General features: G+C 68.8%; 25 protein-coding genes. 8 read left to right on the top strand and 17 right to left on the bottom strand.

Features of this window, described 5'->3' with window-relative positions; translation table 11 throughout:
- Positions 1 to 51 precede the first annotated feature (51 nt).
- Positions 52 to 2,070 (top strand): LssY C-terminal domain-containing protein, encoded by a 2,019-nt coding sequence (locus ACN22W_RS27130; RefSeq protein WP_419687833.1) that lies wholly within the window; start codon positions 52 to 54, stop codon positions 2,068 to 2,070.
- Between the two features lie 15 nt (positions 2,071 to 2,085).
- Here ACN22W_RS27130 and ACN22W_RS27125 read toward each other — a convergent pair whose 3' ends face one another.
- The 5 genes from ACN22W_RS27125 to ACN22W_RS27105 all read right to left on the bottom strand — a co-directional run bounded on the left by ACN22W_RS27125 (position 2,086) and on the right by ACN22W_RS27105 (position 8,007).
- A complete protein-coding gene (locus ACN22W_RS27125; RefSeq protein ID WP_047901651.1) occupies positions 2,086 to 2,415 on the bottom strand; it encodes a DNA-binding protein in 330 nt (109 codons plus the stop codon).
- On the bottom strand, positions 2,412 to 2,744 hold the full coding sequence (locus ACN22W_RS27120) for a type II toxin-antitoxin system RelE/ParE family toxin (protein ID WP_343490663.1): 333 nt from the start codon (positions 2,742 to 2,744) through the stop codon (positions 2,412 to 2,414). The genes ACN22W_RS27125 and ACN22W_RS27120 overlap by 4 nt, the downstream gene beginning before the upstream one ends.
- Positions 2,745 to 3,115: 371 nt before the next feature.
- The gene (locus tag ACN22W_RS27115) at positions 3,116 to 3,670 is read right to left on the bottom strand and encodes a protein tyrosine phosphatase (protein ID WP_193101239.1); all 555 of its coding nucleotides are present in this window, start codon (positions 3,668 to 3,670) and stop codon (positions 3,116 to 3,118) included.
- Between the two features lie 184 nt (positions 3,671 to 3,854).
- The gene (locus ACN22W_RS27110; protein WP_419687832.1) at positions 3,855 to 6,305 is read right to left on the bottom strand and encodes a flavin-containing monooxygenase; all 2,451 of its coding nucleotides are present in this window, start codon (positions 6,303 to 6,305) and stop codon (positions 3,855 to 3,857) included.
- A complete protein-coding gene (locus tag ACN22W_RS27105; RefSeq protein ID WP_419687831.1) occupies positions 6,292 to 8,007 on the bottom strand; it encodes a GMC family oxidoreductase in 1,716 nt (571 codons plus the stop codon). Before ACN22W_RS27105 ends, ACN22W_RS27110 begins: the two co-directional genes overlap by 14 nt.
- Before the next feature lie 262 nt (positions 8,008 to 8,269).
- On the opposite strand from ACN22W_RS27105, the gene ACN22W_RS27100 reads away from it, so the two are divergent.
- Positions 8,270 to 9,301: an AraC family transcriptional regulator gene (locus ACN22W_RS27100; RefSeq protein ID WP_419687830.1), complete on the top strand. Its 1,032-nt coding sequence runs from the start codon at positions 8,270 to 8,272 to the stop codon at positions 9,299 to 9,301.
- A gap of 55 nt (positions 9,302 to 9,356) precedes the next feature.
- Entirely contained in the window at positions 9,357 to 9,866 is a 510-nt protein-coding gene (locus ACN22W_RS27095; protein ID WP_419687829.1) for an N-acetyltransferase family protein, read from the top strand.
- Between the two features lie 16 nt (positions 9,867 to 9,882).
- Here ACN22W_RS27095 and ACN22W_RS27090 read toward each other — a convergent pair whose 3' ends face one another.
- The 3 genes from ACN22W_RS27090 to ACN22W_RS27080 all read right to left on the bottom strand — a co-directional run bounded on the left by ACN22W_RS27090 (position 9,883) and on the right by ACN22W_RS27080 (position 11,817).
- Complete coding sequence (locus ACN22W_RS27090) at positions 9,883 to 10,836, bottom strand: leucyl aminopeptidase (RefSeq protein WP_419687828.1); 954 nt, start codon at positions 10,834 to 10,836, stop codon at positions 9,883 to 9,885.
- A gap of 58 nt (positions 10,837 to 10,894) precedes the next feature.
- Positions 10,895 to 11,017 (bottom strand): hypothetical protein, encoded by a 123-nt coding sequence (locus ACN22W_RS27085; RefSeq protein WP_006479692.1) that lies wholly within the window; start codon positions 11,015 to 11,017, stop codon positions 10,895 to 10,897.
- A gap of 344 nt (positions 11,018 to 11,361) precedes the next feature.
- Positions 11,362 to 11,817 carry an Lrp/AsnC family transcriptional regulator gene (locus tag ACN22W_RS27080; RefSeq protein WP_011356102.1) on the bottom strand — a complete coding sequence of 152 codons (456 nt, stop codon included), beginning with the start codon at positions 11,815 to 11,817 and terminating at the stop codon, positions 11,362 to 11,364.
- Between the two features lie 123 nt (positions 11,818 to 11,940).
- Between ACN22W_RS27080 and ACN22W_RS27075 the strand changes: the two genes are divergently transcribed.
- Complete coding sequence (locus ACN22W_RS27075) at positions 11,941 to 12,486, top strand: RBBP9/YdeN family alpha/beta hydrolase (protein WP_419687827.1); 546 nt, start codon at positions 11,941 to 11,943, stop codon at positions 12,484 to 12,486.
- Between the two features lie 159 nt (positions 12,487 to 12,645).
- Complete coding sequence (locus ACN22W_RS27070; protein WP_419687826.1) at positions 12,646 to 13,902, top strand: YbfB/YjiJ family MFS transporter; 1,257 nt, start codon at positions 12,646 to 12,648, stop codon at positions 13,900 to 13,902.
- 4 nt (positions 13,903 to 13,906) lie between these two features.
- Here ACN22W_RS27070 and hpaC read toward each other — a convergent pair whose 3' ends face one another.
- Positions 13,907 to 14,461 (bottom strand): 4-hydroxyphenylacetate 3-monooxygenase, reductase component, encoded by a 555-nt coding sequence (hpaC, locus tag ACN22W_RS27065; protein WP_129516624.1) that lies wholly within the window; start codon positions 14,459 to 14,461, stop codon positions 13,907 to 13,909.
- A 351-nt stretch (positions 14,462 to 14,812) separates the two neighbouring features.
- Between hpaC and ACN22W_RS27060 the strand changes: the two genes are divergently transcribed.
- Positions 14,813 to 15,445, top strand: coding sequence for a response regulator transcription factor (locus ACN22W_RS27060; RefSeq protein WP_193101230.1), 633 nt, complete (start codon positions 14,813 to 14,815; stop codon positions 15,443 to 15,445).
- Positions 15,446 to 15,467: 22 nt separating this feature from the next.
- Here ACN22W_RS27060 and ACN22W_RS27055 read toward each other — a convergent pair whose 3' ends face one another.
- The 5 genes from ACN22W_RS27055 to ACN22W_RS27035 form a co-directional block, all read right to left on the bottom strand.
- Entirely contained in the window at positions 15,468 to 16,211 is a 744-nt protein-coding gene (locus tag ACN22W_RS27055) for an SDR family NAD(P)-dependent oxidoreductase (protein ID WP_046549559.1), read from the bottom strand.
- A gap of 59 nt (positions 16,212 to 16,270) precedes the next feature.
- Positions 16,271 to 17,395 (bottom strand): amidase, encoded by a 1,125-nt coding sequence (locus ACN22W_RS27050; RefSeq protein ID WP_419687825.1) that lies wholly within the window; start codon positions 17,393 to 17,395, stop codon positions 16,271 to 16,273.
- A gap of 31 nt (positions 17,396 to 17,426) precedes the next feature.
- Positions 17,427 to 17,948, bottom strand: coding sequence for a nuclear transport factor 2 family protein (locus tag ACN22W_RS27045; RefSeq protein ID WP_419687824.1), 522 nt, complete (start codon positions 17,946 to 17,948; stop codon positions 17,427 to 17,429).
- A gap of 8 nt (positions 17,949 to 17,956) precedes the next feature.
- The gene (locus ACN22W_RS27040; RefSeq protein WP_419687823.1) at positions 17,957 to 18,334 is read right to left on the bottom strand and encodes a hypothetical protein; all 378 of its coding nucleotides are present in this window, start codon (positions 18,332 to 18,334) and stop codon (positions 17,957 to 17,959) included.
- A gap of 98 nt (positions 18,335 to 18,432) precedes the next feature.
- The gene (locus ACN22W_RS27035; RefSeq protein ID WP_419687822.1) at positions 18,433 to 19,605 is read right to left on the bottom strand and encodes an acyl-CoA dehydrogenase family protein; all 1,173 of its coding nucleotides are present in this window, start codon (positions 19,603 to 19,605) and stop codon (positions 18,433 to 18,435) included.
- Between the two features lie 172 nt (positions 19,606 to 19,777).
- On the opposite strand from ACN22W_RS27035, the gene ACN22W_RS27030 reads away from it, so the two are divergent.
- Positions 19,778 to 21,331 (top strand): ATP-binding protein, encoded by a 1,554-nt coding sequence (locus tag ACN22W_RS27030; protein ID WP_419687821.1) that lies wholly within the window; start codon positions 19,778 to 19,780, stop codon positions 21,329 to 21,331.
- Positions 21,332 to 21,363: 32 nt separating this feature from the next.
- Here the strand turns inward: ACN22W_RS27030 and ACN22W_RS27025 are convergent, their stop codons facing one another.
- From ACN22W_RS27025 to ACN22W_RS27015, 3 genes are all read right to left on the bottom strand, one after another.
- Positions 21,364 to 21,750 (bottom strand): tautomerase family protein, encoded by a 387-nt coding sequence (locus tag ACN22W_RS27025; RefSeq protein ID WP_048245728.1) that lies wholly within the window; start codon positions 21,748 to 21,750, stop codon positions 21,364 to 21,366.
- A gap of 65 nt (positions 21,751 to 21,815) precedes the next feature.
- Positions 21,816 to 22,319, bottom strand: a complete 504-nt coding sequence (locus ACN22W_RS27020; protein ID WP_129516632.1) for an aromatic-ring-hydroxylating dioxygenase subunit beta — start codon at positions 22,317 to 22,319, stop codon at positions 21,816 to 21,818.
- Complete coding sequence (locus tag ACN22W_RS27015; RefSeq protein ID WP_419687820.1) at positions 22,316 to 23,599, bottom strand: aromatic ring-hydroxylating oxygenase subunit alpha; 1,284 nt, start codon at positions 23,597 to 23,599, stop codon at positions 22,316 to 22,318. Before ACN22W_RS27015 ends, ACN22W_RS27020 begins: the two co-directional genes overlap by 4 nt.
- 139 nt (positions 23,600 to 23,738) lie before the next feature.
- Here ACN22W_RS27015 and ACN22W_RS27010 point away from each other — a divergent pair, with 139 nt between their 5' ends.
- Positions 23,739 to 24,659 (top strand): LysR family transcriptional regulator, encoded by a 921-nt coding sequence (locus ACN22W_RS27010; protein ID WP_343490641.1) that lies wholly within the window; start codon positions 23,739 to 23,741, stop codon positions 24,657 to 24,659.
- Positions 24,660 to 24,679: the final 20 nt, after the last annotated feature.

Genomic DNA, 24,679 nt, shown 5'->3' with positions numbered 1-24,679 from the left:
CACTGCCGACCCGGTGTTCGCACGCCGCGCCGAATCGCGGTGGAGCGTGCGATGAGCGACACGATCCACGCGTGGATCGGCGCGATCGGCGCGCATCCGCTGCTCGTGCTGACGGTCGTGTTCGTGACCGCCTGCGCCGAGGCGATCGCGCTGATCGGCACCGTCGTGCCGGCCGGTGCGGTGATGTTCGCGGCGGGGGCGCTGATCGGTGCGGGCGCGCTCGACGGCTGGACGACGATCGGCGTCGCGGCCGTTGGCGCCGTGGTCGGCGACGGGATCAGCTATGAGCTCGGGCGGCGCTACCGCGGCGTAATCCGCAATGCGTGGGCGCGCTTCGGTTATGCAGCCGCCTATACGCGCGGCGAGGAGTTCGTGCTACGTCACGGCATGAAGAGCATCGTGCTCGCGCGCTTCCTTGCGCCGGTGCGCGCAGTCGTGCCGGTCGTCGTCGGCTGTGCGACGCTGCCGCGCCGGTCTTTTTATCCGGTCAACGTGATCTCGGCACTCGTATGGGCGCCCGCGCATGTGGCGCCGGGCATCCTGTTCGGCGCGTCGGCCGCACTGGCCGCGGCGATCAGCGTGCGGGTCGCCGCGATCCTGCTGGTCGTCGCCGCGCTGGTCGCGCTCGTGTGGATCGGCGTGCGCGTCGCGTTGCGGCGCGGCTGGCCGCTGCTGCGCCGCGCGCTCGTCGCGGCCATGCATGCGTGTGCGCACCGCTGGCCGCGGCTCGGCGCGCGGCTGAACGGCGCGCTCGCGCGCGTGCGCCGCCTGCCGGGCACGGTGCCCGTGCTCGCGCTGCTGTTCATCGGCTGCGTGTGGTTGTTCGCGGGCCTCGTGCAGGATGTCGTCGCGAACGATCCGCTGATGCACGCGGACATCGCGCTGTACGCGTTCCTGCAGAACCTGCGCACGCCGCCGGTGGACGCCACGATGCGCGCGGTTGCCGTGCTGCACGGGCACGATACGGGGCTGATCGTCGCGGCCGCGTTTCTCGTCTGGCTGTTGATCCATCGCTGCTGGCTGACGGCCGCGTGGTGGCTCGCGACGGTCGGCATCGCGTTCGTGCTCGTGCCGGTGTTCGGCGCGGGCATGCCGGGCACAACGCCCGCGAGCCTGCCGCCCGGCGCGCTGCACGTGCCGCTGCCCGATGCCGAAGCCGCGTTCGCGATCCTCGCGAGCAGCGGCCTCGGCTGGGTATTGACGCGCGACCGACCCGCACTGTGGCGCATTCCGGTCGTGACGGCCGTCGTGCTGTGGATCGTGCTCGGCGGTTTCGCGCGGCTGTACGTCGGCGACACCTGGCTGTCGGGCCTGCTTGGCGGCTGGAGCCTCGGGCTGGCCTGGTTCGCGCTGCTTGCCGGCGCCTATGCGTATTGGCATGTGCACGAGCATGTGCAGCCGCGGGGCGCGCTCGTCGCGGTGGTGGTGGTGCTGGCGACGGCGGGCGTCTGGACGGTGCCCGCGCAATGGCAGCTCGACCGCGCGTCGCGCCCGCATGTCGGCGACGTGGTCGCGATGACCGTCGACCAGTGGCTGCGCGGTGGGTGGGAGCGCGTGCCGACGCGGCGCACCGAGATCGGTGGCGACCGCGAGGAATATCTGCCGTTGCAATGGAGCGCGACGTCCGACACGCTCGACCGTCATCTCGCGCAGGCCGGCTGGCAGCGCGCGACGCCGTGGTCGCCGGCTACCGCGCTGCGCTGGCTGCTGCCGCAGGCGACTGCCGATACGTTACCCGTGCTGCCGCGCTACACGCACGGCGAAAGCACGCGCCGCGTGTTCGTCCACGTCGATCCGGGCCAGCCGGAAAGCCGCCTCGTGCTGCGGCTGTGGCGTTATCCGTACGTGTTGCAGGATGCGCTCGGCATGCGGCCGCTGTGGTACGGCGCGCTGTATCGCGAGGTGCTGCACCGGCCGGCGCGGCTGATGACGTTCGTGCGTACGACGCCGATCGACGATGCGGCGACGATCGCGCAGGCGCTGGCGGTCGAGCCGACGATCGAGCATCCGCCGGCGGGGACGGATACCGCGCCGGCCGAGATGCTGCTCGTGTGGATGGTCCGGCCGTAGCGGGCCGTGTGCCGCTTACGCGTGCGCCGGCTGCGCGGGGACGACGGACAGGCGCAGGCCGACGGTCTTGAGCACCGCCAGCAGGGTTTTCAGCGTCGGGTTGCCGTTGGGGGACAGCGTGCGATACAGCGATTCGCGGCTGATGCCGGCTTCGGCCGCGACCGCGCCGAGCCCGCCGTACGCTTCCGCGACGGTGCGCAGCGCGAGCAGGCCGGCCGCGCGGTTGTCGGGATCGTCGAGCGATTCCATGGCGACGCGCAGATAAGCCACCGCGAGTTCGCGATCGGCGCCGAGTTCGGCGACTTCCGCGTCGTGGTGCGATACCGCGCCTTTGAGCTTGTTCACATTTGCCTCCGTTTCCAGTTCAACCAGTGTTCCTTTGCGCGCCTGATGTCGTCGGGCTGACTGCCCTTGTCGCCGCCGGACAGCAGCAGCACCAGTGCACCGCCGTACCGGCCGAAGTACACGCGATAGCCGGCGCCGACATGGATGCGCAGTTCGATCACGCCTTCGCCGACAGGCTCGCAATCGCCGAAATTGCCTGTCTGCACGCGGCGCAGGCGTTCGCGAATCCGCGCCTGCGCGAGTTTGTCGCGCACGGCGTTCAGCCATTCGGTGAAAGGCTCGCGACCGTCGTCGCGCTGATAGCGAAGCAGTTCGAACTTGGATAGCATTGTAACTTATAAGCTACAAAAAGGGTGATGGAAACGATGCGGCTTTTTGGCCTGCCACCGGCGGGGTGAACGGGGTGCGATGCACCGCGCTGCCGATTGCCGGCGCGAGACGGCACGCAGCGCAACGGCGTTGCGGCCGCAGCGCATGCGCTGCTTCAGGGTTCGGGATGTCAGGCAGCGAAGCCGGCTTCCCGGACGAAGATCATTCTTTCATCCGGGGCGTACGGCGGCGATTCGGCCGAATGGCCTGTATCGATGACGCGATGAAGGGCACGCGCCGTGGGCGGGGTGTCGGGACGGAATGACGCGAACGGCAAATCTGCCGGCACCGGCGCATTGCGCAACCGGCAAGCCGACAGGTTTGTCGCGCGTTACGGCTTCGCGGGTGCGGTGCTCGCGACCTTGTCGAGCGCGGCCGGGATGTACGTGTCGAGCTGCGCGGTCACCGATTCGTAGAAGTCCATCGGCTTGCCCCATGCGTCGGGCACGTCGAGGTGCTTCCCGGTTGCGTATTCGGCGAGCGTGAACACCTTGCCGGCCGCCGACGGATAGAGCGCGAGCACCTTCTCCTTGTGCTTGTCGGTCATCGTCAGGATCACGTCCGAATGCTTGACGTCGTTCGCGTTCAACTGCACCGAGCGGTGCGCGGACGTGTCGATGCCGCGCCGCTTCATCAGGATCACGCCGTTTTCCTCGGGCTTCTCGTCATACGGATCCTCGTCGACCGCGCGCGAGATCACCGCGACATGTGCGTGGCGCTGCGCGATCAACTGGCCGGCAATCGCCTCGGCCATTACGCTGCGCCCGGTGTTGCCCGTGTCGACGAACGCGACCTTCTTCGGTTCGTCGGCGAACGCCGACGTCGCGCACTGGATGCCGACGCAACAGAGCAGTGCAAGCGTGTTGAGGGTGTGCCTTCTTTTCATCATCTCTCCGCCAGGGTGGGGGCGCCCCGGCGGCGCGCCGGGGCTTGCGGGAGATCATGACGGCCGTATGCGACAGAAAAAAATAACCGGCCGGTTTTCGCAAAACGGTGTCGCTTCGTTGCAAGCGTGCATGGCGGTCGGGCATGCGCCGTCCGGCCGAGCGCCGCATGTCACCGGTTCGTCGTCACGCCGTCGCGGCGACGCGTTCCATCGCAAACCCCGCCAGCGTCCGCAACGCGTCCCGTGCCGACCGCAGGTAAAACGCCTGCAGATGAAACACGTGCCAGCGCGCCGCATGAATCTCCAGCCGGCACGGCACGCCGCACGCGACTGCATGATGCGCGAGCCGCTGCGCATCCGACAGCAGGACCTCCTGGTCGCCGGCCTGGATCAGCATCGGCGGCAGGCCGCGCAGGTCGGTGTCGAGCGGGCCGCGCGCCGCGGCCGAACCGGCGCCGTGATACCAGCGCAGCCCCTGTTCGAGCCAGCCGCGCCGGATCATCGGATCGTCGTGGCGGCGCGATGCCAGCGTCGCACCGCCGAGCGCCGGGTCGGTCACGGGCGAGATCAGCAGCAGCGCGGCAGCAGCAGGCTCGCCGCGTTCGCGCAGCGCGATGGCGAGCGACAGCGCGAGCGCGCCGCCGGCCGAATCGCCGGCGATGACGATCCGGTGTGGCGCGTGACCTTGCGCACGCAACGTGTTGTACGTGGCCAGCGCATCGTCGAGCGCGGCCGGGCTCGGATGCTCGGGCGCGAGCCGGTAGTCGGGCACCCACACCGGCAGGCCGGCGTCGTTCGCGAGCCGAGTCGTCACGCCGCGATGCGTATGCGGTCCGCCGAGACAGAACGCGCCGCCATGCAGATAAAGGATCGCGCCGCCCGCATCACCGCGTTTCGGTGCGACGACTTCGACCGGCACGCGGTGCGCGGACGTTCGGTAGCGCAGCGTGCCGCCCGCGCCGGGCATCAGCGGCGACAGCAACGCGACGACGCGGCGCTGCATGCGTGCGCCGAACGGCGGCCCGATCAGCGGCCGGAACGCGACGCGCAGAAAGCCGCGCAGCGACGCGGCGGCGAGCGCCTCCAGCCGGCCTGCGGGCGGCGCGACCACCACGCCGTGTGTCGTCCCGGCGGCGTCGGGCAGCGGATGCGAGAGGCGGTACGCGGACAGCCCGGTGAAACGCGTGAGCCACCGGTAGGTCAGCGTGAAGCCCGGCCAGTTCGTGCTGTTGTGCCCCGACGCATCGACGTACCAGCTCTTGCAACTGCTCCACACCGAACCTGCGAGCCGCTGCTGCACGTGTACGTTGAAGCGCCGGTAGCGGCGCGCGTCGACGTCGATCGCGTTCGCGCCGTCGCGCCGCATCGCGCGCACGCAACGCATCACGTGCGCGATCTGGCTTTCGAGCATGTAGACGATCGAGTTGTGGCCGAGGTTGGTGTTCGGGCCGTACAGCATGAAGAAGTTCGGAAAGCCGGGCACGGTGAGCCCGAAATACGCCTGCGCGCCACGTCGCCACGCGTCGTTCAGATCGAGCCCGTCACGGCCCGTGATGCGCATCGGCGACAGGAACTCGGTTGCCGCGAACCCGGTGCCGTAGACGATCGCGTCGACCGGATGGTGCACGCCGTCGACGGTCTCGATGCCGTCTTCGGTCACGCGCCGAATCCGCTGCGTGACGAGCTCGACGTTGGCGCGGCTCATCGCGGCAAGATAGTCGCTCGACAGCAGGATGCGCTTGCAGCCGATCGGGTAGTCGGGCGTGAGCCGGGCGCGCAGCGCGGCGTCCGGCACGTCGCGTGACAGCAGCTTGCGGAACGGCCGGCCGACCGCAAGATCCATCAGCCCGTGCAGGCGCGTGAACGCGATCGCGCGCGATTCGTAGCGCAGGTAGATCGATGCGCGATGCAGCTTCATCACCCACGGCAGCCGGCGGAACAGCGCCTTTTCCCACGGGCGATACGCGCGGTCGGGGCGCGGCATCACGTACGCCGGCGAGCGCTGGAACACGACCAGGTGCTGCACGTCGCCGGCGATCGCCGGGACGAACTGGATCGCCGACGCGCCGGTGCCGACCACCGCCACGCGCTTGCCGGCCAGCGCATAGTCGTGATCCCAGTGCGCGGAGTGGAACGCGCGGCCGCGAAACGTGTCGATGCCGGGCAAGTCGGGCATCGCGGGGCGGCTTAGCTGGCCGGTGCCGCTGACGAGCACGGCGGCGCTCAGCGTCGCGCCGTCGGCGAGCGTGACACGCCACAGCGCACTCGCTTCGTCGTACCGTGCGCGCTCGACGTCGGCGCCGAAGCGCAGATGGCGCGCGAGGCCGTACTTGCGTGCGCAATGCTGCAGGTACGCATGGATTTCGGGCTGCGGCGCGAACACGCGCGACCAGGCCGGGTTGGGTTCGAACGAAAACGAGTACAGGTGCGAGGGCACGTCGCAGGCGGCGCCCGGGTAGCTGTTGTCGCGCCACACGCCGCCGACGTCGTGCGAGCGTTCGACGATCACGAAATCGTGGATGCCGGCGCGTTGCAGCGCGATCGCCATGCCGATGCCGGCGAAACCGGCGCCGATGATGATCGCCGCAAGCGGTGCGGCCGGTTCGGTCGCGCCGGAAGTTTCAGGCGACAGCATGACGAGTGTCCTCCGGCTTAATGGCGGCGTGCGCGGCGCACGACGCAAGAACGGTGTCGCGGTCAATCGATGCACTGACGGTGTCGGCATGCGGCTGCGCAGACGTGCGGCAAACGCCGCGGATCAGGTCGACGGCCTTCTCGGCGATCATGATCGTCGGTGCATTGGTGTTGCCGCCGATGAGCGTCGGCATGATCGACGCATCGACGATGCGCAACCCCTGCAGGCCGTGCACACGCAGTTGCGGATCGACGACGGCGAGCGCGTCGCGTCCCATCCGGCAGGTGCCGACCGGGTGATACACGGTGTCGGTGCGTCGGCGCAGCACGTCGCGGATCTCGTCGTCGGTCGTGACGTTCGCGGTGAACAGGTCGCGCGTGATCCACTCGGCGAGCGCCGGCGCCTCCATCAGCCGGCGCGTGAGCCGGAAACCCGCGACCATGTCGTCGAGGTCGCGCGGATCGTCGAAGAACGCGGGATCGATGCGCGGCGCCGCGAGCGGATCGGCGCTGTGCAGCGTCACCGAGCCGCGGCTGCGCGGCCGCAGCAGGCACACGTGGCACGACAGCCCGTGGCCGGCATGCAGCTTGCGCGCATGATCGTCGACGAGCGCGACGACGAAGTGCAGCTGGATGTCGGGCGCGTCGAGGCCGGCGCGCGTCTTCAGGAAACCGCCGCCTTCCGCGAAATTCGACGTCAGCATTCCGCGTCGTTCGCGGCGAAAGCGCGCGAGCTCGCGCAGCATGCGCAGGCCGCCGCGCGCCGATACGCCCATCGTGTCGACGCTGCGCGACCGGTAGCCGAGAATGAAATCCGGATGATCCTGCAGGTTGCGGCCGACGCCGGGCAAATCGGCGTGCACCGCGATGCCGAGCTGCTGGAGTGCGCGGCCCGGGCCGACACCCGACAGCATCAGCAACTGCGGCGTCTGCAGCGCGCCGGCCGCGAGCACGACTTCGCGCCGCGCGCGCAGCGTGCGGACTTCGCCGTGCTGCCGCACTTCGACGCCGACGGCGCGCGTGCCGTCGAACAGGATGCGCAGCACCTGCGCGTGCGTCTCGACCGTCAGGTTGTCGCGGCGGCCGACGTGCGGCAACAGGTACGCGCGCGCCGCGCTCCACCGTTCGCCGTGCTTCTGCGTGACCTGGTAAATGCCGACGCCTTCCTGCTGCGCGCCGTTGAAGTCGTCGGTGAGCGGCAGGCCGGCCTGTTGCGCGGCTTCCAGATAGCGCGCGTGGAACGGGTTGCCGGTGCGCAGGTCGCTGACCCACAGCGGGCCGTCGCGGCCGTGCCACGCATCGTCGAAGCGCTCGTTGTGCTCGCTCAGGCGGAAATACGGCAGCACGTCGTCGTATGCCCAGCCTTCGTTGCCGAGCGCGGCCCAGCCGTCGTAGTCGACGCGATGGCCGCGGATATAGACCATCGCGTTGATCGCCGACGAGCCGCCCAGCGCCTTGCCGCGCGGCTGGTAGCCGATGCGCCCGCCGAGCCCCGGCTGCGGCACGGTGTCGAAGGCCCAGTTGTTCACGCGGGTCGGCAGCATCGCGACCGCGCCGGTCGGTACGTTGACGACCGCGCCGTCGCCGCGGCCGCCGGCCTCGAGCACGCAGACGGTCACGGCCGGGTCCTCGGTCAGCCGCCCGGCGACGACGCACCCGCCCGAACCGCCGCCGACGACGATGTAGTCGAAAGTCTTGCTCATGAATCGTCTCCTGAAGGTCGATGGATCAAGCGTTGCGCGTCGGCGCGCGGTCGCGGTCGCAGGTTTCGCGCCGGCGGTCGAAGCGGGTGGCGGGATCGGTCGGGCGACTCGGTCGCATGGTGTCTCCTAAGGGGGCGATGGTGTCGTTCGGACGACGACTGGATGACGCCGATGGTGCTGGCCGCATGGGAAAACACCAATGCTGCTTCGGGACAATTGTTTTAGTATTTGGGCCAAATCGGCGCTTCGAGGGTTTCTCCGCATGAGCTTCTGGGACTTCACCCGGAGTCCGGCCAGCGCCCGGCTGCTGGTCGATTTCGGCGACGAACGCGGCGTGCCGCACACGACGCTGCTGGCCGGCACGGGGCTCGGGAATGCGCAGCTCGACGATCCGAAAGTCGAGGTGACCGCCGCGCAGGAACTGCGGCTGACCGGCAACCTGCTGCGTGCGCTCGGGCGCGCGCCGGGCCTCGGGTTCGAGGTCGGCCTGCGCTATCACTTCTCGGCGTACGGCGTGTGGGGCTACGGACTGATCGCGAGCGCGACCGCGCGCGACGCGCTCGCGTTGGCGATGCGTTTCCTGCCGCTCACGTATGCGTTCACCGTCATCACGTACCGCGAGGAACCCGACACGGGCGTGCTCAACTTCGGCGCGCCGGAACTCGACGGCGCCGTGAGCCGGTTCGTCGTCGAACGCGACATGACGGCCGCGGCCGTGCTGTTGCAGGAAATCGGCGGCGACGATTTCGCGTTGTCGCGCTTCACGCTGCAGGCCGCGCGCGCGCCGTCGCTACCCGCGCCGCGCATCGCCGGCATCGAACCGGTTTTCTCGGCGCGCGCGAACAGCCTTGCATTCGACCGCGCGTTTCTCGACCGGCCGCTGCCGCATGCGAATCCGCTGACGGTGTCGATGTGCGAGCAGATGTGCGGCCAACTGGTCGAAGCGCGGCGCGCACGCGTGGGCACGTCCGAGATGGTGCGCCAGTACCTGACCGCGACGCCCGGCGCCGCGCCGTTCTCGCTCGAGGACATGGCGCGGCTGATGAACACGAGCCCGCGCACGCTCAAGCGCCGGCTGCAGGAGGAGGGCACGACGTTTCGCGCGCTGCTCGCGCAGGCGCGCGGCGCGCTGGCTGAGACGCTGCTCGGCGATGCGCGCCTGTCGCTCGCGGAGGTGGCCGAGCGGCTCGGCTTCAGCGACCTGTCGAGTTTCTCGCAGGCGTTCAAACGCTGGTACGGCGTGCCGCCGGGTGCGTATCGGAGCGGCGTGCTGCGAGACGGCAGCCATCGATGAATCGCGGTACGATCGATTGCGTTCACACCGACATCCCTTTCACGAGAGAATTCGCATGATCACGCTTCGCCCGATGACCGAAGACGATTTCCCGCGCTTCTGGCCGACCTACCGCGCCATCGTCGCTGCTCAGGAAACCTACGCATTCGATCCCGCGCCCACACCCGAAGCGGCGCGCGCGCTGTGGCTCGACGCGCCGCTCTGCACGTGGATCGCGGAAGAGGGCGGCGTGGTCCTCGGCTCGTACTACCTGAAGGCGAACGCGGCCGGGCCCGGCAATCACGTGTGCAACTGCGGCTACATGGTGAGCGAGGCCGCGCGCGGCCGCGGCGTCGCCCGCCTGATGTGCGAGCACTCGCAACAGGTCGCGCGCGAGCGCGGCTTCCTCGCGATGCAGTTCAACTCGGTGGTCGCGACCAACGAGGTCGCGGTCGCGTTGTGGCAGAAGCTCGGATTCGACATCGTTGGCCGACTGCCGCGCGCGTACCGTCACGCGCGGCTCGGCTTCGTCGATTGCCTCGTGATGTTCAAGTGGCTCGGCAGCGAGGCGGCCGCCGAAGCCTGAGCACGCGACTGCCTGGTCAGATGGCGAACGCGCCGTCGAACACGATCCGGTCGTCGAGCGCGAGCGTGCCGCGCGCGAAGATCAGGTCGAGATGATGGCTGCCGTTTTCGCCGCCGCCGAGCCCGAGATGCAGGCCCGGATGACGTTCCTCGAACCCCGCGTTGCGGCCGTACAGGCCGCGGATCCCGAGGTTCGTGCCGATGCCGAATTCCTCGATGCGCCGGTGATTCGCGTGCCGGTCGAGATAGGTCGCGAAATCGCGCCGGAAGCCGGGATCGTCGCTGTCGAAACCGACGATCATGCTGCGTTCGACATGCAGCGTCGCGAGCCGCTCGGCCACCTTGTACTTGATCGCGAACGGCACGGTGCCGAGAAACGTGCCGCTGAACACGACCGAGCCGTTGAGGTCGGTGACGTGCGTCGCGATCTCGCCGGGCACGACGTCGAGATTGCCCATCCCGTCCACGCTCGTCCATTTCTGGTCCGGCGCGAGCGAACCCGTCAGCGTGTTGCCCGCTTCGTCGATGAAGCGGATCTGCGACGCGTGCGCGGCCGCGTCGATCAGCCGGCCGTTGCGTGCCGCGATGTCGTCGAGCGACTCGGCGAACGCTTCGTCGAGGTGCGGGCCGTAATCCTTGAATAAAACCGACTTGCTCCAGTGCTCGACGATCGCGGGGCGGATCGCGGCGAGGAACGGCGGCCCGCTCGGCGATGGTGTCGGCAGGCACGACGAGTCGTACAGCAGTACGAACAGGTCGGCGCGTTCGAGCGCGGCGGCGATGTCGGCGGGGGGCGTGCTTTCGAGGCAGAGGGTGGTCGCGTCGAGCGAATCGGGCAGGGCGGAAAACGCGCGCAACGCGATGTCGCGATTGCGGGTGTCATGGCCGACCAGCAGTTTTCCCGACTCGCCGCGCGCAAGCTTGTCGCGCAGCGCGGGGTGAAAGCCGAGCGCGCGGTGCAGGTTCAGCATGCGTGTCTCCGGAAACGGCGGAAGGGCCGATGCCCTTCCGCGAGAACGGGTGGCCCGCTCAGACCGGCCAGAGCGCGGTGCCGAACGGCACCACGGCGTCCTCGACCATCATGTCGACGGCCTCGGGGTGCGTGTCTTCCTGCATCCAGTCAAGCAATTCGATCTGCTGGGTTTCCTGCATGTCAACTCTCCTGTGGTGAACATGAGTGCTTCAACATGAAAGCGCGGCTAAAAAGTTGCCACTCCTCATCAGGCATTTCGTGAATGCCGGATGAGTGGCGTTGATATTAGTCTGACGAATTTGCGAATGCAATGCGTTGCAAGGTTTTTAGCCGCAGCGTGCTAAACACGGGGGAGTGGCGAATCGCGCGCCGTAAAGCACGGATAAAGCGAATGACGGATTTGATATCTTTTTTTAAATCTCCGGAATCGGGATCGACGCATTGAATTCGGCGATTTTTCATCGGGAATTCGATCGCCTTGATCGTCGTGATCGACGTCGCTCGCGGCGGCCCGATGCCCGTGTCAGCCGAGCAGCGCCTTGCCGAGCGGTTTGGCCGGCTCGGACCGGAGCACCAGGGACGTCGTGACCGCGCCGAAGCGGGCAATCGCGTCGATGATGGTTTCCAGTTGTCCCGGTGTCGGCACCAGTACCTTCAGCAGGAAACAATCCTCGCCGGTCATCCGGTGGACCTCGATGACGTGCGGCATCTCGGCGAACGCGCGCAGCGCGGGCTTGATGTGTTCGTGCGTCGTCTTCAGCCGGATGATGGCCATCATCCCCAACCCCAGCGCGGCCGGGTCGATGCGCGCGCCGTAGCCCGCGATGATGCCGCGTTCTTCCAGCCGCTTCACGCGCTCCGACGTGGCGGGCTGCGACAGCCCGATGCGTCGGCCCACTTCGGAAAGCGGCATCCGCGCGTTTTCCTGTAGCGCCTCGAGGATCGAAAGATCCAGGCGATCGAGTTCTCCGTTCGACATGTCCGCTTTCCCGTTCCGTTAATTCATCGGCATATTGTCTCAATATCCGATGATTTGCCATTCCCGGCCGGTTTCGGGCAGACGAGACTGCGAACTCGCCTGTTCATGGAGAGGGAGACGGAGATGGACCACACGATCGTGATCGTGCCGGGGATCGGCAACTCGGGACCGGATCATTGGCAAAGCCACTGGGAGGCCGCGCATGCGGGTGCCATCCGCATGGCGCCTGCGTCATGGGATGCCCCCGACCTGCGTGACTGGATGGCGGCGCTGGATGAAGCCGTCGCGCAAGCCGACGCGCCACCGGTGTTGATCTGTCATTCGCTGGGTTGCCTGCTGTTCGCGCACTGGCGTGCGGCGTCGACGCGCGTCGTGCGCGGCGCATTGCTGGTTGCGGTGCCCGATCCGGGCGGCCCGCGTTTTCCGGCCGCGGCCAGCGCGTTCGCGAAGGTGCCGGGCGGCGATTTCGGTGGCGTGCCGGTGCTGGCGATCGCCAGTTCGGATGACCGGTACGACCCGTCCGGGCGCGGCCTTGCATGGGCACGCGAGCGTGGCGCGATGCCGCTGCTGCTCGGCCCGCGCGGCCATCTGAATGCGGAAGCGGGATTGGCGGAGTGGCCCGAGGGACGTGCATTGTTCACGGCCTTCGTGGCCGGATTGCGCGGGTAGCGCAGGCAAGCGGCTGCCGTTCTCTCGCGCTGGCCCCGTGCCGGCTCAAGTATGATCGTTCGACAGGATCGGAAGCCTCGACAGCCGGGATGGGCGCGTGCGGAACGCCGGTTCCTCTGTGACGACTTGCCCGGCTTCGAACGACAAAGGAGACACTCGATGCGCGCAGCACCGCAACCGGAGCATGCCGGCCCGTCGCGGCCGGACGCCGGCGCTACCGACCCCGACCGCATGGTCGCGTGGCGGCTCGCGATCGGCCTGTCGCTCGGCAGCGCGATCGCGCTCGGCCTTGCGCGCTTTTCGTATGCGCTGCTGCTGCCGCCGATGAAGGCCGATCTCGGCTGGACGTTCGCGCAGGCTGGCGCGCTGAACACGGCGAACGCGGCCGGTTACCTGATCGGCGCGCTCGTGTTTCCGCTGTTGTCGCGGCGCTGGCATGCGGGCACGCTGCTGGCGGCCGGCTGCGTGCTCACCGCGTTGCTGATGGCCACCTGCGGGCTCACGTCGGACATGCACGCGCTGCTCGTGCAACGGCTCGCGACGGGCGTCGGCAGCGCGCTGATCTTCATCAGCGGCGGCGTGCTGGCCGCGCGGCTCGCGTCGGCGTCGCCGCGCGATGCGGGACTGCTGCTCGGCCTCTATTACGGCGGCACGGGGTGGGGCATCGTCGCGTCGTCGCTGCTCGTGCCGGCGACGCTCACGCATGGCGTGCACGGCTGGCAGCCCGCGTGGTTCGCGCTCGCGGTTGCGTGCGTGCTGTTCTCGGCGGTGGCCGTGTCGGCCGCGCGCCGCATCGAGCATGCGCACGCGGCGCCGGCCGCGCCGCGCGACGGCGCGACATCGAGCGCCGCCGCGAGCCCGGCCCGCTTCGCGCTCGCGCTGGCCGGCTATGGCCTGTTCGGCGTCGGTTATATCGGCTACATGACGTTCATCGTCGCGCTGCTGCGTGGCGCGGGGATGAGCGGCACGGTGGTCGCCGCGTTCTACGTGATGCTCGGCGTGGCGACCGTCGTATCGGCGCGCTTGTGGTCGCGGTTGCTCGACCGGATGCGCGGCGGCCAGGCGCTGGCCGTGCTCAATGCGCTGCTCGGCGTCGCGACGCTGATGCCCGCGATGTTCGTGCATCCGGTGGCCGCGTTCGCGTCGGGCGTGCTGTTCGGCGCGACGTTCCTGTCGGCGGTTGCATCGACGACCGCCTTCGTGCGGCACAACCTGCCGCCCGACGGCTGGGCGAAGGGGATCAGCGCATTCACGACGGTCTTTGCGTTCGGGCAGATCGCAGGGCCGGTCGCGATCGGCTGGGTGTCGGACAGCGCGGGGCTCGCGCGCGGGCTCGTGTATTCGGCGCTGACGCTGTTCGCGGGCGCCGCGCTCGCGGCCGGGCAACGCGCGTTGCCCGGCCGCGTAGCTATGTGACGGCTCAGCGCACGCACGCCGTGCGCGACACGCGATGAAACGCGCGGCTGAAGTAGATCAGGCTGTCGCCGTCGTCGCGTACGCGGATCGACGTCGCCTCGATGAACATCACCGAATGCGAGCCGACTTCCTTCATCTCGGCGATCGTGCCCTGAAGGCTCGCGAGCGCGTCGCGCAGCACGGGTACGTCCTGTTCGCCGCGATCCCACACGGGCAGGTCGAAGCGCCGCTCCATCGGCAGGTCGGTGAGCCCCGCAAAATGCCGCGCGAGCAGTTCGTGCTCGGCCGGCAGCACGTTGATGCACACATGGCGATTGCGCTCGAAGGTCGCGTGCATCGCGCTCGACCGGTTCAGGCACACGAGCAACGTCGGCGGCGCGTCGGTGACGGAGCAGACGGCGCTCGCGGTGATCCCGCAGCGGCCGTGCGGCCCCGCGGTGGTGATCACGTTGACGGCCGCGCCGAGGTGGGCCATCGCTTGCCGGAAGGCTTTCTGCGCGTCGGACGGTTCGACGCGCGCCGGTCGCGGGAGTTCGGTCGTGGAGGATGTGGCGGACATGGGCGCTCCTGATGGGACGAAGGCGACGATCGCGCGGTCTGCCGATGCAGCGCCGGATCGTCGACGATGACCCAAGCGTACGTCGCGAAAATGCGGCCGACCATTCGCACGATTGACGATGGAGATGGCGTTCTAGCCAACGCGTCTAAAGGTTCTACCTAGGCGCGCCGTGCAGCGCGCGAAAAAAGCGCGATTGTGCGTTCGTGCGGCACGTAAAAGGGTATTCAGCGGGTTTTCGGCTCGTTATGATGTGCCGCACACCCCCAGCGAACGATGCTCGCGACGAGCCGACAACCGGCTACATGCGCGGCGCGTGCGATACCCATACCGATATTGAGCGAGACACCCGCGATGACGTCACCCGCACCGATCGTATACATCGTCGACGACGACAGCGGCATGCGGACGTCGCTCGCGTGGTTGCTCGAATCGGTCGGCATCGCGTCCGAAGGGTTCGCGAACGCCGCCGACTTTCTCGCGCGTTTCGACGTGAACCTGCCCGCGTGCCTGGTGCTCGACGTGCGGATGCCGGAGAAAAGCGGCTTCGACGTGCAGGCCGAACTGAATGCGCGAGGCGCGACGCTGCCGGTGATTTTCGTCAGCGGGCATGGCGATATCCCGATGTCGGTGCGCGCGCTGCAGAACGGCGCGATCGATTTCGTCGAGAAGCCGTACAACTCGCAGCAGATGCTTGAGCGCGTGCAGCGCGCGCTGCGGCTCGCGCAGCAGCGGCATGCGGTCGGCCAGCGTCACCGCGAGTTGCGCCAGCGGCTCGATGCGCTGACCGCGCGCGAGAAGGAAGTGCTGCGCGGCGTGGTCGACGGCAAGGGCAGCAAGCAGATCGCGTCGGATCTGTCGATCAGCGTGAAGACCGTCGACGTGCATCGCGCGAGCATCAAGGAGAAGCTCGGCGCGACGTCGATCGCCGCGCTCGTGCGCGACGTGATGGTCGTGTGGGGCGACGACGGGGCGTCGTCGCGTTAGAGCACGAGGCGGGCCGCTGTGTTCAGCGCATGTACAGCCCGCCGTTGATGTCCCAGCACGCACCGTTCGCGAAATGCGCGTCGCCCGACGCGAGCAGCACGGCTGCGTCCGCCACGAAGCCGGCCGATCCGAGCTTGCCGCCCGGCAGGCTCGCGAGCACCTGACGCAGTTTTTCCGGCGCGACGCTTTCATACACGATCGGCAAATCGAGCGGGCCGGGCGAGATCGCGTTGACGGTCACGCCCTGCGCGGCGAGATCGCGCGCGAACACCTTGGTCAGCGTCAGCGTGCCGCCTTTCGCGGCCGCGTAGTGCGCGCCCGTCGCCGAGCCGCCGTTCTGCCCGGCGAGCGACGCGATGTTGACGATGCGGCCCGCGCCGCGCGTCGCGAAATACTGACCGAACACCTGGCAGCCGAACAGCACGCTGCGCAGGTTCACGTCGATCACCTGGTCGAATTGCTCTGCGGTGATCTCCATCGCGGGCACGACCTTCGATGCGCCCGCATTGTTGACGAGCACGTCGATCGTGCCCCAGCGAGCGACGAGCGCGTCGCGCGCCGCTTCGAAATCGCGCTTCGACGTGACGTCGAGCGGCAGCGCGATTGCGCGTTCGCCGCTCGGGTCGAGTTCGCGTGCATGCGCATGAATGGCGTCGGCGGCGATATCGGCCAGCGCGACGCGATAACCGGCCGCATGAAAGCGCTCGGCGATGACGGCGCCAAGCCCGCGCGCGGCGCCGGTGACGAGGACGACTCGATCTGACATGGTGCGTGATTCCCTGGTTCGCGATCGCGCGCTTGTCGTGGCGGCGCCCGCATCGTGATTCATGCGGCGAGCGCCGCTTCGAAGTGTGCGGCGATCGAGCATACCTGTTCGTCCGCGCCCTTGCGTCCGACGATCTGCAGGCCGGCCTTCAGCGGCGAACCGGCCAACGGCAGCGGCATGCCGAGCGCCGGATGGCCGCTGAGGTTGAACGGCCGGATCAGCGACGACATCGCGATCACCGATACGCCGTCGCGCGCTTGCTGCAGCGTGATCGGCAACGCGGGCAGCGTCGGCAGCACGAGCACGTCCGCATGTTCGAGCGCGGCGTCGACCTGCGCGGTGAAGCGCGCGCGCACCGCTTCGGCTTCGTCGAGTGCGGCAGGCGTCGTCGTCGCGGCCGTGCGCAGCCGCGCATCGAGATCGGCGCCGAGCTTGCCGGTTGCGACCAGATGACCGAATGCGCGCGACGTTTCCGCGTTGATCACGGCGAGCCCCGCGTTGAACGCGGCCGGCATCTCGTCGAGCGCGATTGCGTGCGAGCGCAGGCCCGACACGCGCAGCGCCGCGTCGAGTGCGGCAGCGATCGCCGGATCGGCATCGACAGTAATGTGCGCGACCGTGCAGTTCGCCGCGGATGCGGCTGCGTGCGCACGATCGAAGCCCGGCGCGATCGCGGCCATTACCGCGGCCAGCGTGCGGACGTCGCGAGCGAACGGCCCGACGCAGTCGAGCGAGGTGTCGGCCGGCGCGACGCCGCGCCGCGACACGCGGCCGAAGGTCGGCTTCAGCCCGAACACGCCGCAGCACGTGGCCGGCCCGCGAATCGAGCCGCCCGTGTCGGTGCCGAGCGCCGCGTCGACCGCGCCGAGCCCGACGAGTGACGCGGAGCCGCTCGACGAGCCGCCCGGAATGCGCGATGCGTCCTGCGGATTGACGGGCGTGCCCGTGTAGTCGTTGATGCCGGTCATGCCGAACGCGAGTTCGTGCATGTTTGCCTTGCCGGCGATCTGCCAGCCCGCGTCGAGCAGCAGGCGGACCACGTCCGCGTGTTGCGCGGCCGGCGGCGCGTCGGCGAGCGCGCGGCTTGCCGCACGGGTCGGATGGCCCGCGATGTCGATCGTGTCCTTGATCGCGATCGTGGGGCCCGGGCCGCCCAGCGTGAAGGTGTCGATGAAGCCTGTCATGGTCGATCTCGTGCGGAAGCGGTGAGAAGCATCAGGACCGTGGCGCGGCGGCGAGCGGCCACGGGCCGTCGAGCACGCGCTCGGTGCGGAAATGGCGGATCAGCCAGGTCGAGCCATCGGCGGCCGGCACGAAATCGACGGTCAGCCGCGCGGCGATCAGCTCGGCGGTGCCGCCCGTGTAGCACGACGCCTGCAGCATGATCCAGCGGCCGCGCGCAGTCGTGTTGCCGGCACCGACGTCGATCGACTCCGACGTCAGGAAATGCAGGTTCGACGAGAAATGCGGATCGGGCGGCAGATAACGACCCAGCATCGCGACGATCGCGGCCGTGCCTTCGAGGCGGCCGAACTTGCGTGCGTACTGCGGGCCGATGCCTTCCCACACGGCGTCGGCCGTGAACAGGCCGGCGAGCGGCGGGCCGTCGCCGGCATCCTCGGGCACGTCGCACAGCGCCATGTAACGCGTGATCGTCGCGCGCACCGCACGCTCGGCGTCGAACGCCGCCACGCGCTGCGCGAGCGCGTCGAACAGGCCGGGTGACAGGTCGGTCATCGCCTGCCTCACGACGCGGGCTGCGCGGCCGGCGGCACCGTCAGCGCGCGGCCGACCCGCGCCTCGATCTTGCCGTAGCGCCACAGGTTGTATTCGCCCACCGGCGTCGTGCGATACAGGTTGCACACGGCGACCGTCGTGTCGAAATCGGCGACGTCGGCCATGATGTAGAACGTCCACGGCGCGCCGTCGGCCTGGCCGACCACGAGGCGGTCGTCGTCCATCACGCCGAGCACGCGCACGCCGGGCATCGCTTCGACGGCGGCGAGCATCGCGCCGTACGCCTGCCACACTTCGCCGATCTTCTCGCGCGGCAGGTCGAAGAAGTTTTGCGACACACCGCAGCAGAACAGCACGCGAAGCGGCAGCGAATTCGAATCGGACATATCAGGTTCTCCAGAGGAATCGGTTGAGTGCATGAGCCGGCCGGCGACGGCGCTGCGGCTTCATGCACCTTCAGGAAAGCGGCTTCAGCCGATGCAAGTTACAGGTAGCCGGGAAACGGCGTGACGCCGGTGAATACCGCGCCGGCGCCGTCGAAGTTGCCTTCGGCGAGAAACGCGTGCTGCGTGACGACCATCGCGTCGCGCAGCAGCCGCTGCAGCGGATGCGACCGATAGATGGCGGCCGTGCCGCCGAGGCGGTACGCGCGTTCGACGACGCTCGCGCCTTCGCGTGCGATCTGCGTGGCCGCGAGCCGCAGCAGGCTGACCTGGTCGGGCGTCACGGGGTTGCCCGCGAGGATCGATTGCCACACCGTGTCGGTCGCATCGTAGAAGAACGCGCGTGCCGAGCGCAGTTGCGCCTCGGCCTTCGCGAGCTCGATGCGGAAATACGCGCGATCGGCGAGGCGCGGCGCGCCGGTCGTCGTCTGGTGTCCGCCCGACATGCGGTTCGCGACGTCGAGCGCCGCGCGCGCCAGCCCGAGGTTGACGACGGCCAGCACCTGCGCCGCGTACGCGACGGTCGGATAGCGGTACAGCGGCTCGTCGACGGTCGGTTCGCCGCCGCGCACGAAGGTCCATGCCTCGGGCACGAAGCGGTCGTCGACGCGCAGGTCGTGGCTGCCGGTGCCCTGCATGCCGACCACGCTCCAGTTCTCGACGATCTCGACCTCGGCGGCGCGGAACACGGCCGTGCGCGGCTTGTTCGGCGCGGCGTCCTGCGCGCCCGGCACGGCGATGCCGACGCCGAGCCAGTCGGCGCCCTTGCAACCGCTCGCGAATTTCCACGTGCCGTTCACGCGCCAGCCGCCGGGTGCGGGCTGCGCCGGCTGCACCGGAAACAGGCCGCCCGCAAACACCTGGTCGGGGCCGCTCGCGTACAGCTCGGCCTGCGTGTCGAGCGGCAGCGCGGCGAGATAGACGTTCGCGGAACCGAAGCTCGCGACCCACGCGGCCGAGCCGTCGGCGGTCGCGATCCGTTCGATCATGTCGAGGAACGCGGTCGGCGCAAGCGCATCGCCGCCGAAGCGGCGCGGCGTGCCCGCGCGATAGATGCCGGCCTGCTTGAACAGTGCGATCACGTCGCGCGGCACGTGCGACAGGCGGTCGAATTCTTCGCGGCGCGCGGCGACGGTCTCGATCACGGCGTCGAGCGGCGACAGCTGCGCGGCCGGGGTCGGCGCGGGTTCGATAGCGAGGGCGGCGTGGGGCATGACTGTCTCCTGGGCGGATAAGGTTCGATTGCGGGGCGGCATGCGTGCTGTGCGGGATGTCAACGCGCGGCACGACGATGCAGCCAGTCTAGAAACGCCGAAAACCCGCAGCAATTGGTGCGTTGGGCCGCGCGACTGGTGACGATCCGTGCCGGCCTAAAGAAATCTTCAGATGCGGGCGGCGCGCGCCGGTGCTATGTTGGGTTTCCGGCCGCGCGACGCCGCGCGCCTTCCTCCGAATCCGATCATGAGTTTTCCCGACGAAGACGATTTCCACCGGTTGCTCGACGCGCTGACCACCTGCGTGCTGCTGCACGACGCGCAGACCAAGGCGATCGTGTGGGCGAATCGCGCCGCGTGCATCGCGCTCGGCTTTTCCGTCGAGGAACTGCTGCCGCTGAAGGCGCCGGACATGACGCGTCCCGAACCGAAGTACCGGCGCGAGATCGGCGTGGGCGCGATGGACCGCGCGATGGTAGACGGGCCGCAGGTGTACGAGTGGTGTTACCGGTCGCGCACGGGCGTCGACATGCTGTCGGAGGCGATCGCCACCTATGTGCCGCTGCGCGGGCGCGATGTCGTGATGGTGCAGTTCCGCGACATCAGCGCGGAGGAGGCGATCCGCCAGCAACTGCGTCGTTACGAGGCGCGGCTGCGCGAGTTCATGCAGGATCTCGACGAAGGCGTCGCGGTCGTGTCGCCGCACGGCGGCGCGCAGTTCATCAGCGAGTCGGGGCGCCGCGTGCTCGGGCTCGCGCCCGACGAAGCGCTCGGCGAGGTGCTCGACTACTGCACCGAGGCCGATCGCGACCGGCTCGTCGCGCAATTGCGCGATGCGCCGTCGACGTGCCCGTCCGAGCCGCAGCGCTACCGGATCGTGCGGCGCGACGGCTCGACGTGCTGGCTGCGCATCACGTGCCGGCAGGTCGAGATCGAAGGCGATCTCGACGGGCTGCTCGTGCAGTTCCGCGACGTCAGCGACGAAGTCGCGATCGAGGACGCACGGCGCGCCGAGGCGCGCATGCTCGAATACGCGGGCCGCTACAACGCGATGGGCGAGATGGCGACCGTGATCGCGCACGAACTGAGCCAGCCGCTCGCGGCCGTGCGCAACTTCATCGAGGGCGCGGTGCAGCGGCTGAACGGGCGCGGCGCCGTCGACGACGCGATCTGGGGGCTGCGCAGCGCGGACCGGCAGGCCGAGCATGCGGCGCTGATCATCAAGAGCGTGCGCGAGTTCATCGTGAGGCGCGACACGGTCGCCGCGGTCGCCGATTTGCGCGACATCCTGGCGGACGTCGCGTATTTCATCGAGCTGCGCGCGAAGGAGGCCGGCGTGACGGTCGCGATCGTGCAGGCCGATGCACCGCTGCCGATCCGCTGCGAACGCGTGCTGATCGGGCAGGTGATCCTGAATCTCGCGTTCAACGCGATCGAGGCGTTCGCCGGTTGCGAGCGCGTGCCGCGCACGCTGACGCTCGGCACCGCGAACGTGGCCGGGCACGCCGAGCTGCGGGCGATCGACAACGGCCCGGGTATCGCGGAAGGTGCGCACAACCGGCTGTTCGACGGTTTCTCGTCGTCGAAGGCCGGCGGCAACGGAATCGGGCTGTCGCTGTGCAAGAGCATCGTGACGCGCCACGGCGGCCGGATCGGCGCGAGTCCGGCCGATGGCGGCGGCCTCGATTGCCGGGTGACGCTGCCGCTCGCCGGTGAGCACGTATAACGACGACCGGCGTAGCGACGCCCCGCACATCATCAGCGCCCCAGCGCCCGCGCGGTTTGCCCGCCGATGCCGAAGTCCGTGTTCGGAATGTCCTTGATGATCACGCGCGTTGCCTGCAGCGGCGCGTCGAGCACGTTCGCACCGGCATCGGACAACGCGGCGATCAGCGCGCGCTTCTGCGCGTCGGTGCGCCCGGCGATCAGGATCGCGACGATCACCGGCAGCGACGGCGGCGCGCCGTCGGCGGCAGTGCGGCCGCCGAGGCCGATGTGCGTCGCGGGCAATTCGGTGAGCAGCACGCGCACGGATTCGATCGGCGCACCGATCGCATCGACGGTCGCGCTGCTCAATCGTGCGATCAGTTCGGCCTTGCGTGCGTCGTCATGGCCGGCCGGCAGGAAAACTTCGAGTGTGGGCATGGTCGTCCGGAAAGGTGAAGGTTGCCGGTTCACCGTTGCGTTTTCGGCGGCGAACCGGCCACGGCTTACAGCAGGAAGCCGATCGCGCTGAGTGCTTCGGTCGAGTCGATCAGGCGCACGACTTTCTCGGCGATCCGCATCTCGCCTTCGGCGTCGACGTGCAGCTTGTGCGTGACGTCGGCCGCGAACAGCGTCGCGACGCCGCGCTTGTACGCGACGACGACCTGCGCGGATTTCAGCTCGACGGTGTCGGCGCTGCCGCTTTCCAGCGTGAAGCGCGACACGGTGCGTACCGTGCGCGCCGCGTCGGTCGCCGACGCCGAATAACCGGACACCATCCGCTGCACGCGCTTCTCGCGCATGTCCTGGTCGTCGAACACGTAGTTCAGCGTGGCCGCGAAGTCGGTCGCGTCGGGATCGATCGGCACCACGTAGTGGCCGGCCGGATCCCACAGGTCGAGCCACGCGCGATAGTCGCGGCGGTCGAGCATCTCGGCTTCGCGCCACACGAATTCGACCGCGCGGGCGAAGGTCTGCTGCGAGAAAAGGGCGTTGCGGTCGTCCATCATTGTTGCTCCATCAGCTTGCGCCATTGCTGGTAGGCCTCGCGCATGCCGGTCTCGTCGGTCGCATGCGCGGTCTTCTCGCCGTTCGCGGCGGTCGTCTCGCGGTTCAGCCCGCGATTCACGAGGATCGGCACGTCGGGGCCCGCATGCGCGCCGCGCTGCACGCGCTCCCACGCTTCCGCGTCGTCGGGGCTGCCGAAGCCGAACGGGCCCTGGAAGTGCTCGTGGATGCGCAGCCGCTCGCGGTTCGCTTCGTCGGGGCCGCCGTCCATCGCGAGCGCGACGTGGCGGATCTCGGTTTCGTTCGCGGAGATCGGCCGCAGCACGCGGAGGAACGCCATCGACAGCGCGAGGTTCGGGAACAGGTTCAGGTTGAAGCCGACGCCCATCAGCGAGCGCACGATGCGGCGCACTTCGTCCGGTGCGTGGCGTTCGGCGAGTTTCGCGGCGAGCGGCGCGAAGCGCTCGGGCAGCGGCGCGCCGTCGTCTTCGTCGAGGTCGATCAGCTCGGGCATCAGCACCGCGAGGCTGTGGCCGTTGCCGAGCCCGCGGCAGAACGCGGCCTCGCTCGTCATGAAGCTCGTGATCGCGGCGGCCGTTTCGTCGTCGATCGACTTCATCCACGACTTGTGCACGACCGGGAAGTGATAGAGGTCGGTCGTGTTCTCGAGCTGGATCTTCCAGTTGCCCTTGAACTTGAACTTGTGCTCGCCGTTCGCCTTGATCGGGTAGCCGGCACCCTGCTTCATGAACAGGTCGATCCACGGCTTCGCGCCGCCGAGGAAATCCTCGAGCGGTTCGATGTCGTCGTTGAAGCTCGCGAAGATCAGCCCCTGGTACACGCCGACGCGCAGCTTCACGAGCGGCAGGTCGCCTTTCTCGCACACGCCTTCGTAACCGTCGCCATACGGCAGCGCGCGCAGCGTGCCGTCGAGCGCGTATGACCAGCTGTGATACGGGCACGTGAAGCCCTTCGCGTTGCCCTTGTGCGATTCGCACACGGTCGCGCCGCGATGGCGGCAGCGGTTCTGCAGCACGTTGATGTCGCCGGTCTTGTCGCGCACGACGATCACCGGCTGGCGGCCGATCGTCGTCGTGATGAAGTCGCCGGGCCGCGGCAGTTCGCTCTCGTGCGCGACCCAGATCCAGGTGCGGTAGAAGATGCGGTCGAGCTCGGCTTCGAACAGCGCGGGGTCGTGATACATCGCGGGCGCGATGCGGTCGGGCTGCGCGAGGCCGTGCAGCGCACGGGTGTCGATCGTCTGGTAGGGAATGTCGCTCATCGTTGTCGTGGGGAAGGAGTCGCGAAAACGGGCCGCGCGGGGCGCGGTATCGAGAGACCAGTCTCGTCTTCCGCTACATATCCGTCAAATTGATCTAAAATTAGCGAGTCAATAAATACGGCAAATGATGGAGGTCACGATGGCGTCGGTCGATCATCTCGATCTGAACCTGTTGCGCGTGTTCCAGGCGATCGTCGAGGAACGCAGCCTGACGAAGGCCGGCGAGCGGCTCGCGCTGTCGCAGCCGGCCGTCAGTTATTCGCTCGGCCGGCTGCGCACGCTGTTCGACGATCCGCTGTTCGTGCGCACGCGCGCTGGCATGCAGCCGACGCCGGTTGCGCTCGAGCTTGCGGGCATCGTCGGCAAGGCGCTCGACATGGTGCGCGTGGCGTTGCGTTATGCGGAGCGCTTCGATGCGGCGACCAGCACGCGCACGTTCCGGCTGTCGTTGTCGGACGCGGGCGAGATGGCGTACCTGCCGGCGATCTGCCAGGCGCTGCGCGAGCGCGCGCCGCGCGCGACGCTGAGCGTGCAGCCGATGCCGGTCGAGGAGATCGAGGAAGCGCTGCGTGCGAGCCGGCTGGATTTCGCGATCGGCAACCTGCCGGAACTGATGCCGCGCACGCGCCATCACGTGCTGTTCGAGGAAACCTACGTGTGCATGACGGGCCGCCGGCGCGGCTTGCCGGCCGGCGCCGCGCTGAGTCTCGACCAGTTCGTGCGCGCCGCGCACGTCAACGTGAAATCGGTCGAGCACAGCCACCACGCGCTCGACGACGCGTTGCGCGCGCAGGGCGTGGGCCGCAACATCGCACTCGAAGTGCCGCACTTCGTCGCGCTGCCGAGCGTGCTGTCGGTCACGGATCTGTACGCGACGCTGCCGAAGCGGCTCGCGCAGATCCTGAACCGCGACAACGCGTTCCGGCTTTACGACCTGCCGGTGACGCTGCCGCCCGCGCCGGTGACGATGCACTGGCACGAGCACTTCCACGAGGACGAGGGCAACGCGTGGATGCGCGCGCTGCTGGCCGAGATCGTCGAGCGTTTCGACGACGCGTGACGGCCGGGCCGCGTGCGCGC

Origin of the sequence: Burkholderia theae (assembly GCF_048565265.1) — a bacterium.
Taxonomy (GTDB): Bacteria; Pseudomonadota; Gammaproteobacteria; order Burkholderiales; family Burkholderiaceae; genus Burkholderia; species Burkholderia theae.
The sequence above is the reverse complement of the archived record's forward strand: the minus strand, read 5'-3'. Positions and strand labels throughout refer to the sequence as shown.